We start from the raw sequence: 9,153 nt of genomic DNA on the forward strand, positions 1-9,153 counted from the left end.
TTTCTCTCCCACCATTTTCATGATTATCATTATTGTATTATTCTCTCGGCAAGTATACTACACAATAATTGTTCAAGGTCGCGGATGCTTTAAGGCTGACAAGATAATATTTTTAACCTCTAATTCCATTTGGTTTGCGTTCTCTCATATCGCTTTTAGTCTAAACTCCAGTTATTGACCTGGGGGCGTTTATCGTGGCTTTCGATATGTACATGAAATGTTAAAAATGCTTCCTCAAACCCCTGAGCCTATTTTATTAAATCAGATTTTTGCCAAGCTTACTTCTTTGGGACGTATTCATGCCGTTTCTACAGGCTTTAAAGCCTCGTAAATTGGCAACGGTATTGATCGCTTCTACATAATTTTTCCCGCTAATCAAGACTTCACCTTGCCTTGCGCCTATCCAGAGTCCTCCCGGCGGCTCCAGAGCCGTGAATAAACTCATGTCACTGCTACCAATTAAGAATCACAAGGCAAAGCTAAAAAACTTCTGATTCCCTACAAGCGTGAATAAACCAAAGTCACTGCTACCAATTAAGAATCAGGAAGGTTAGCCAAGCTTCCAAACCTCTGATTCCTTACAGTGAATAAAATCATATCACTGTAACAATTAAGAATCGATATCAAAATTCAAAATTAAGAATCTTTTTTTGAATGAGCATATGCGTGATAGCGCAGCGTGACACCAAGTGCCATATTTTGAATTCTCCTGAAAGGGGTGACTTCTGAATTCTTGGGAGCATCCGCTTTTTTAGCACTATCCAAAAATCAAATAGGAGTCCTATAGAAAGCCACGTTTGCGACGGCGCAAGCGCTCACCGTAGGTGATCGCAGCCAGGCTTGGAAATTTATGCGAAGACCATAACTCTATTACATCGGTTTTCTCTTTTCATCCTCTTATTTTGGCAAAGGTATTGAAGATTGACATCTTTGTTGATAGCGTTCAAGAAGCAATCAATCTAGGTGTACAGTCTGTCACAGCAATTTTGTAATTTTATTTCTTGGAGTTGATTTATGTCTTGTACACTCGGTAATTCATACATTGTTATGGCAGGAGATACCCTTTTTCTTATTGCCCAACAAAAATTAGGTGATGGGAACCGCTGGCGTGAAATTAAAAAACCAGATGGTACTCCCTACACAGACGCGGATGCCTCGAATTTACAGGTTGGTCAGGAAATGTGCATTCCTAACGCCACTTTTGCACCAGCCGTTGCAGGCCCCACCATCATGCCCTATGATGAAATTCAAGCTGAAAATGCTGCCCACAATGGCATGGTAATTGATGGACGCAATAACCGTACTTATCCAGGGTTGGCAAATGAAGCAATTGAACGTCGCGCCGTGAAACTCGATACCGTAGGGCAATATGTCGAGTTCACCGTACCACGTGATGCAAACTCAATCATTGTCCGTTACGCCATTCCCGACTCAGCCGATGGTACAGGGCTAACAACACCCATCGGCTTGTACATCAACGGTGAAAAACAACCCGACCTAATCTTGACATCGAAATACAGTTGGATTTACGGTACCTATCCATTCAATAACAATCCCGGCGACATCAGACCGCATCACTTTTATGATGAGGCGAATCGGCTAACACCACAGATGTCTGCGGACGACAAGGTTCGCATTCAGGTGGAGTCAAATAGTACCGCGCCCTGGTACATCATTGACCTAGTTGACTTTGAGCAAGTAGCACCTGCTTGTGTGATGCCAGAGGGATATCTCTCGCTGACCGCTGATTTTGGTGCAGATCCGTCCGGCGTACAGGATTCCACTACTGCTTTCCAAAATGCGCTTGATGCATCATCAAGTCAGCGTCGGGGATTATGGATTCCGCCTGGCGAGTACAAAGTTAGCACTTGGCTACAGGTACGTGACAGCGTAACACTCAAGGGTGCGGGTATCTGGTATTCCAAGATTCACTTTGTGGCGCAGACGGGTAATAATGCCGGACTTATGGGGCCTTGGAATACAGGGACATCTGCACAAAATGTCAACTTTTCGGATTTTGCAATTTGGGGCGAAGTTACCCAGCGCGTCGATAACGACCAGCTCAACGGTATCGGCGGCGCCTACTCGAACTCAACGTTTACAAACCTGTGGATCGAGCATAGCAAGTGTGGTATGTGGCTGGACGGGCCATTTGACAAGCTGACAATCAGCAATGTCCGAGTCCGTAATCAGCAAGCAGACGGGATCAATTTCCACAGACAAGTCACCAATTCCACTGTTACACAGTCATTTTTCCGCAACACAGGCGATGATGCCCTCGCAATGTGGAACGAAGGAGGTGGCGGTTTCAACACCTTTTCGTTCAACCGCGTTGAAATACCAGTGCTGGCAAACGGAATCGCCATCTATGGGGGTGAATCTAACGTCGTCACCGATAACTACGTCGCTGACCAGCAGGCTGAAGGGGGTGGTATCCACGTCGGCAACCGCTTCCCCGGAAGTAAACCAATCAGCGGCACAACGGTAATTGCCCGCAACGCGATCGTTCGTGCTGGTTCACAGGATCATTACAATAGCTGGAATTTCGGTACGGGGGCGCTGTGGTTCTACGCGCTTGACGCAGACATGACGGGTGTCATCAATGTTGAAGATAATCAAATTATCGACAGCAACTATGAAGCAATTCATTTCATTGGCAGTAACGTTACCAATGTAACCCTCAACCGTAATCAGATTATCGGTGCTGGTACTTACGCAATGGAAATCCGTTGTGCAGGTACAATGACAATCAGCAATACAACGGCAACAGGACTCGGACACGGCGCTATTCTCAACTGCCGAACAGACTTTGCGATCGCTGACGGTGGCGGTAACGGTGACTGGATTACTCAAACACCAGTCTGCCCTGACCCTTATCCAACCCCAATTTATGTTTCGGTAGAATCATCTGAACTTGAACAATTATCAGCAGTATCCACAAGTAAGTAGCAGGGTGGGTTCATTGTAGATATTGACTGCAAGGTGCATCCCGTTTTTGTAGATATATTCACCTGCTTAACTCGGTTTTCAATGTCAAACTAATCACTTGATTCAATCTATTTTAGCGTTTTTCGTTCACACTATATCACTTCTTAAAGGAGAATAAATTTTAAATGGTAATTCATGTAGCGATCGGAATTTTGCGGCTCTGAATACCAAGGCGATCGCAGGTGTGGTCAAAAATTTTGGATTTGACGGTCTCGAATGTAGCATACTTACGCCAACTGTGCTAACAGATAGAGTCGGCTTTTACAAACATTTTATCCAAATGTTGAATGTAGATATGGGCAACAGCGTTTACTGCGATCGGATGGCGCATTACTAAACACTTTTTTCTCATCAAATAGCTTATAGCTACGCTGATGACGATGAGACTGGGTTGCATAGTTTCTAACAAAGTTAAGTGTAGAAAAATGGCAGATTTTAAGAAGTTATTCTAGGAGCATACTTATGAGCTTGAACATTAAGTCATCTCAAGAAAGTGTAGAGGTATGGCTATCTGTACCTAATACAAGCACTATGCTGGTAAGGCAGACAGATATTTATTTTGCGGTTGACAGTGATGTTAATAATTATACAATAATTGTTGACGAAGATACACAGTATCAGCAGATAGACGGTTTCGGTGGCTCACTGACCGATGCGTCATGTTGGCTACTAAAGTATAAGCTTACAGACCAGAAAAGGGCTGAAGTCATGCAGGATTTATTCGGACAATCAGGAATAAATATAAGCTTGCTTCGGCAACCTATAGGAGCATCTGATTTTAGCTGGGAAGCGTGGACATTTGATGATACTACCAATAATACTGATGACTGGTCTTTAAACAACTTTTCTCTTTCGAGGGAAGACGCTTACATACGCCCTATGCTCGATATGGCATATAAAGTAAATCCGGGTCGCATAAAGATATTTGCTACCCCGTGGAGTCCACCAGCATGGATGCGCTCTAACAAGGGACTTTATGGTAAGGGCGGATACCTGCGTCCTGAATGTTACAACGTATATGCTGATTACTTTGTCAAATATGTTAAGGAATGTGAAGCTAAAGGAATTCCTGTATATGCGGTAACAATTCAGAATGAACCCCAGTATGAACCTGATGCATATCCTGGAATGCAAATGTCTATACAGGATGAAATAGGGTTTATTAAAGACTACATTGGTCCTAAATTTCAACAAAACGGTATAAGCACAAAAATTATCTGCTTTGACCACAATTTTGATGATAAGGGTACAGACTTTGCTGCGTCAGTGTTAGCATCTGGTGCATATAACTACTGTGCAGGTTCAGCATGGCATCCTTACTGTGCGGGTAATTCTTGTGTACATGAAAAAATGACTGAAGTACACAATAGATACCCGGATAAGGATGTATGGTTCACAGAGGCAGGTAGCGGTACCTGGATAGGTGATGATTCTGCCCAATTTGCAGACCAGATGTATCACACTATCCGTTCACCCAGAAACTGGTCTAAGTCTGTAGTATTCTGGAATATAGCTCTTGACCAAAACGCAGCTCCAAAGCTTGCAGGAGTAGATACATCTAATTCAAACCGTGGTTTCTTGACAATCAGGTCAGATTCTACAGACAGTGTAACAAGGAATACATCATACTATTCAATGGGTCATACAAGCAAGTTTGTTGACCCAGGAGCATACAAAATAGAGTCGAATTCATTCCCAGACGATATTGAAGACGTAGCATACAAAAACCCTGATGGCTCTAAAGTAGTTGTATTGTCCAATAGAACACCCAATCAGAAGTCAGTTAAAATTCAATCGGGTTCAGAGTCATTTACATATACGGTACCCGAAAAAGCTGCGGTAACATTCAAGTGGCGCTCTTAATAAATAAAGATTAGATCGGTATTAAGCCTATAGCCGCGTGAAAACCCACATTCTGGGTCGGAAAACTCTTTCAATAGTGTTGCCTTAATAACGCTACAAACTTGTGAAATATTGTACTTAGTGCCCGTTTCTGGTTTTTTTTACAGCTTAATTCTTTAAAGGAGCCAATTATCAACTATGTCAGTGCAAACATATACCGTACAACCAGGAGACACGTTATCAAAGATAGCCGAAAAAGTTTATGGAGATGGCAATCGGTGGCAGCTTATTTATGAAGCGAATCGCAATGTAATTGGAGATAATCCCGAACAGATTCAAGTTGAAATGGTACTTATTATTCCCGGGCAGTCTGATAATGGTGGCGGTGGTGCTAACATTTGGCAGCTTCAAGATAGTTGGATTGGAAATCAGTTCATCAACGGAAATGAAAAAGGTGACAAATGGAGTTTTTTCGACCAGGACGACCCAACCCACGGCTATGTAAAATACGGGAAGTGGGGCGAGCTCATCAACATTGTCGATGGAAACAAAATTAAAATCGACGTTGAATCGGAGGGCTACAACCCTGAAGAGAAACGCCAAAGAAAGGCAGTCCGTATTTACACAGATAAAAAGTATAATGGAGGACTGTTCATTATCGATTTAGACCACATCCCTGAAGGAATGGCGGTATGGCCAGCGATATGGCTGGTTGGAACGGGAGCTACATGGCCTGAGAAGGGAGAAATCGACATCATCGAAGGAGTCAACTCGACACCCTCTGCGAACAACAGCAACCAGTCAACATTGCACACCAGAAACGGATGTGTCCAGAACATCCCAAATATTTTGAATCGCGACTGCAACGCCAACAACGCTTTCACGGGATGTGGCATTATGGGGCCCGAAAACTCTTTCGGGCACGGATTCAACGAGAACGGCGGCGGAGCATACGCTTGCGAGTGGCTCTACGACCAGACAATCAAAATTTGGTTTTGGCAGCGTGTTAACATCCCTGCGAATGTGCTTGGAGATTCACCTGATCCAAATACATGGGGAAACCCTTACGTCAGGTTCAATCCGTGTCCCGGATATTTCAAAGATATGGAGATGGTGATCAATACGACCTTGTGCGGAGACTGGGCGGGCAATGTTTTCCCTGGGGGATTAGAAAAATGCGGTGGCTACCTTTGGGACACAAAAAATAATCCCAAATTACGAGACGCATATTTCCTCATCCGAAGTATAAGAATCTTCACGTAAAAACAAACTACGGCTTTGAATACTAGTGGTCCATCGCAGATGTGGTCAAAGATTTTGGATTTGACGGTGTAGATATTGACTACGAACCGTTCAATAATGGTCAGTGTCTCTAACGCGGCTGGAATGATGCTATATGTTAAGCATCAAGGCGGATGTAGCGATTAATACTTTGAAGCATTTGTTTGGAGTTCATTTATGTCTTGTACACTCGGTAATTCATATATTGTCAAGTCGGGAGACACGCTTTTTATCATTGCCCAACAACAATTAGATGATGGTGAACGCTGGCATGAGATTCTCAAACCAGATGGCATCCCATTTACAGACGAGGATGCTTCTAATTTGCAAGTGGGTCAAGAAATATGCATTCCAAGGTCTACTCCTTTACCTCCTCCCTCCGGGAAGCAAATAAATCTAGAAGCCAGATTTTACAGTATGGAGGAAACCAATTGCCATCTACCTGCCTCCGGCGTGCATGGCGTAACATTGCAAGCAGCACTTGCTCTTCAATTGCAATCACAATGCCAAGGTGAAAGCGTTGGACGTTTACAGTGTGCAGTAGACCCAAATGTGATTCCCCTGTTAACAAATTTTACCTTGGTGCTTTGGGATGGTAGGCAAGTTCCTGCCGCTGCCCTAGATATCGGTACGGCAATTATCGGTCAAAAGATTGACATCTTTGTTGATAGCGTTGAAGAAGCAATCAATTTAGGTGTCCAGTCTGTTACAGCAATTTTGTAATTTAATTTTTGGAGCTGATTTATGTCTTGTACAATCGGTAGTTCATATATTGTTAAGTCTGGAGACACGCTTTTTGTTATTGCTCAACAACAATTAGGTGATGGCAACCGTTGGTATGAACTCAAAAAACCAGATGGCACTTCCTTAACAGACGCGGATGTGACAAATTTACAGATAGGTCAAGAAATCTGCATTCCTAACGGGTCTGTCACTCCACCACCACCACCCCTTCCCCCAATAGGCAAGGGTTTCGCAGGTATTGTATCGCAGCAAACCTTCGAGGCTCTATTCCCAAACCGAAATGGTTTTTACTCCTACGACGGTCTAGTGACCGCCACGCAGAAATACCCAAGCTTCTGCAATGAAGGAGCGGACGAAGAATGCAGACGTGAGGCGGCTGCATTTCTGGCAAATGTTGCTCAAGAGACGGGTTTTTTACAATACATTGATGAACTGAACACAGCAGTATGGGGTAGCTATTGCGATCCTACAACCTATCCGTGTGTGCAGGGTAAAACCTATCACGGTCGCGGACCGATCCAGTTGTCGTGGAACTACAACTATGCTACATGTGGGGCGGCTCTTGGTATTGATCTGCTCAATAACCCGGATTTGGTCTCAACAGATAGCGCTATTTCCTTCATGACCGCCCTGTGGTTCTGGATGACATCGTGCCACAATGCTATCCGCAACCCCGGTTTCGGCATGACAATCTCCATCATCAATGGTGGCATCGAATGTGGACCGAATGCGTCCCAACAAGGTAGACAAGAAGCCCAAAATCGAATCAATTTTTATCAGGATTTTTGCCAGAGGTTGGGAGTTTCACCAGGCGAAAATCTTTCCTGCTAAGTCGAATGGCGCTAAGTTAACGGCAAACCCATTATTATTTATAAGGCTTCTGGGTGTTGGGTGTCGTGAGGAAGAAAAAGAAATTTATTTGTGTCTGTACCCGTATTTAGTTTTCTTGATTTTTCCCTACACCCACTCAGCCTACCCCCAACACCCTGCCCAGACGAGCTTTCACATGAGTTTTAGTGCCATTCCCTGCTAAGTCATCAAATATCTTTCTTAACGTTTACGGCTGATACGCCTTATGTCGGTGACGACTTTAACGATAAGACTTCCTCGCTCGTCATCGAATTAAGCTGATGTGCATCTAAATTGTATAGTACGAAAACGTAAAATTATTGTAGTGCGGGCAACATGAGCGCATCGCATATACAAATTAAATACGCAACAGCTTAGTATCGTGAGTTAACTGATTTGGAGCCTTCATCCACCCCAATCACGATATATGTCAAAGAATGGATAATATGATTGCGTTAAATTACAAAGGAGATTCAGAGAATTACGATGTCTATTGAAATCTTTACTGATGCTAATTTTTCTGGAAAAACGTTAGGGAATATTGATCAAGAGTTTGCCTCGCTTGGAGATGTTTGGAACGATCAAATTTCCTCAATTAAGGTGTATGCTGGCACATGGGAATTTTTTGAACATACGAACTTCCAAGGAAGAAGTTTTCGGCTGACGCCAGGTGAATATACCTCGGTTCCAAATGACTGGAATGATATAATCTCATCCTTTAGACAAGTCGAAGTCTCAACGCCTGGTGGTATGGCACAAGAGATATTGAATGCCCACAACTCGTATCGCTCAGAAGTCGGTGTTCCGCCCCTGGCTTGGTCTGATAGTTTAGCAAGTCATGCTCAAGAGTGGGCAAACTATCTTGCTGCCACTCAATCGTTCAAGCATAGTGGAGCAGATGGGGAAGGAGAAAATCTTTGGATGGGCACATCAGGCAGTTTTAGCTTTACCCAAATGCTTGAGGGTTGGGGAAATGAAAAGCAGCATTTTGTGATCGGAACATTTCCAGATGTGAGTAATACTGGCAATTGGGCTGATGTTGGACATTATACTCAGGTCGTTTGGCGGAATACGACTCAAGTAGGATGCGCTGTCGCTGACGGGGGTGATGGGAATATAAGACTCGTTTGCCGCTACAGCCCTCAAGGAAACTTTGTAGGTCAACGACCGTTCTAACGTGACTTAAACAAAACAAGAGAGGTCACTATAAGAACGTGTTCGCTGTATAAACTTACGTTATATTACTGACGCTGTTACGCTAGAAGAGGCGCTATCGATGCTCAAATATAAGTTTCCCATAGATAGTGATCGCACTCTGAGAAGAATGGCACTAAGAAAAGCCAAAACACTTGTGGTTTAAGCAGTTTGCAATTGCTTGCGTAATTCATGCCGGGGTTTGGTCATCAAGGGATAAGCTTTTGGGCGACGTTTCCGAACTCGTGGTTCACT

At 43.7% G+C, this 9,153-nt stretch carries 7 protein-coding genes and 1 pseudogene; all 8 read left to right on the forward strand.

Translation table 11 applies throughout. The annotated features are described in order from the left end of the window. Positions 1-193 precede the first annotated feature (193 nt). A pseudogene (locus tag CDG79_RS41745) lies at positions 194-331 on the forward strand (IS4 family transposase); the annotation flags it as partial. Positions 332-1,014: 683 nt separating this feature from the next. Then, entirely contained in the window at positions 1,015-2,949 is a 1,935-nt protein-coding gene (locus tag CDG79_RS36975) for a glycosyl hydrolase family 28-related protein (RefSeq protein ID WP_094346526.1), read from the forward strand. 199 nt (positions 2,950-3,148) lie between these two features. Beyond that, positions 3,149-3,325 (forward strand): glycoside hydrolase family 19 protein, encoded by a 177-nt coding sequence (locus CDG79_RS45685; RefSeq protein ID WP_223269962.1) that lies wholly within the window; start codon positions 3,149-3,151, stop codon positions 3,323-3,325. Positions 3,326-3,450: 125 nt separating this feature from the next. After that, positions 3,451-4,851 carry a glycoside hydrolase family 30 protein gene (locus CDG79_RS36985; RefSeq protein WP_094346527.1) on the forward strand — a complete coding sequence of 467 codons (1,401 nt, stop codon included), beginning with the start codon at positions 3,451-3,453 and terminating at the stop codon, positions 4,849-4,851. Between the two features lie 177 nt (positions 4,852-5,028). Next, the gene (locus CDG79_RS36990) at positions 5,029-6,093 is read left to right on the forward strand and encodes a LysM peptidoglycan-binding domain-containing protein (protein WP_094346528.1); all 1,065 of its coding nucleotides are present in this window, start codon (positions 5,029-5,031) and stop codon (positions 6,091-6,093) included. A gap of 195 nt (positions 6,094-6,288) precedes the next feature. Further along, a complete protein-coding gene (locus tag CDG79_RS36995; protein ID WP_094346529.1) occupies positions 6,289-6,834 on the forward strand; it encodes a 3D domain-containing protein in 546 nt (181 codons plus the stop codon). Positions 6,835-6,855: 21 nt separating this feature from the next. Continuing rightward, positions 6,856-7,686 carry a glycoside hydrolase family 19 protein gene (locus CDG79_RS37000; RefSeq protein WP_094346530.1) on the forward strand — a complete coding sequence of 277 codons (831 nt, stop codon included), beginning with the start codon at positions 6,856-6,858 and terminating at the stop codon, positions 7,684-7,686. Between the two features lie 504 nt (positions 7,687-8,190). Next, positions 8,191-8,880 (forward strand): CAP domain-containing protein, encoded by a 690-nt coding sequence (locus CDG79_RS37005; RefSeq protein ID WP_094346531.1) that lies wholly within the window; start codon positions 8,191-8,193, stop codon positions 8,878-8,880. The last annotated feature ends 273 nt before the right edge of the window (positions 8,881-9,153 follow it).

Source organism: Nostoc sp. 'Peltigera membranacea cyanobiont' 232, from assembly GCF_002245985.1.
GTDB lineage: Bacteria > Cyanobacteriota > Cyanobacteriia > Cyanobacteriales > Nostocaceae > Nostoc.

What these genes read in the sequence shown, in the direction of transcription:
- CDG79_RS36975 (WP_094346526.1), top strand. Translation starts at nt 1,015, where the DNA reads ATGTCTTGTACACTCGGTAATTCATACATTGTTATGGCAGGAGATACC.
- CDG79_RS36985 (WP_094346527.1), top strand. Translation starts at nt 3,451, where the DNA reads ATGAGCTTGAACATTAAGTCATCTCAAGAAAGTGTAGAGGTATGGCTA.
- CDG79_RS36990 (WP_094346528.1), top strand. Translation starts at nt 5,029, where the DNA reads ATGTCAGTGCAAACATATACCGTACAACCAGGAGACACGTTATCAAAG.
- CDG79_RS36995 (WP_094346529.1), top strand. Translation starts at nt 6,289, where the DNA reads ATGTCTTGTACACTCGGTAATTCATATATTGTCAAGTCGGGAGACACG.
- CDG79_RS37000 (WP_094346530.1), top strand. Translation starts at nt 6,856, where the DNA reads ATGTCTTGTACAATCGGTAGTTCATATATTGTTAAGTCTGGAGACACG.
- CDG79_RS37005 (WP_094346531.1), top strand. Translation starts at nt 8,191, where the DNA reads ATGTCTATTGAAATCTTTACTGATGCTAATTTTTCTGGAAAAACGTTA.